Here is a 215-nt window from a genome sequence, read left to right as displayed (position 1 = left end):
ACATCCCAGATCACCTTGTCGGCCGGGGTGTCGAACACCGCATGCAGGGCCACGGTCAGTTCCACCACACCCAGAGAGGCGCCCAGATGGCCACCGGTGGTGGAGACGGCGTCAATGGTCTCGGCCCGCAGCTCGTCCGCAATCTGTTTGAGCTGCTCGACCGAGAGGTTCCGCATGTCAGACGGGTAGCTCACCCGGTCCAGAGCAGGAAAACG

At 63.7% G+C, this 215-nt stretch carries 1 protein-coding gene; it reads right to left on the bottom strand.

What is annotated here, in order from left to right; translation table 11 throughout:
- The coding region (locus tag HK23_RS13935) for a 1-deoxy-D-xylulose-5-phosphate synthase N-terminal domain-containing protein (RefSeq protein ID WP_306300695.1) at positions 1-215 on the bottom strand (215 nt) is incomplete at both ends.

The organism is Acetobacter malorum (assembly GCF_002153605.1).
GTDB classification, from domain to species: Bacteria; Pseudomonadota; Alphaproteobacteria; order Acetobacterales; family Acetobacteraceae; genus Acetobacter; species Acetobacter malorum_A.
This window is presented reverse-complemented; position numbering and strand designations above follow the sequence as displayed.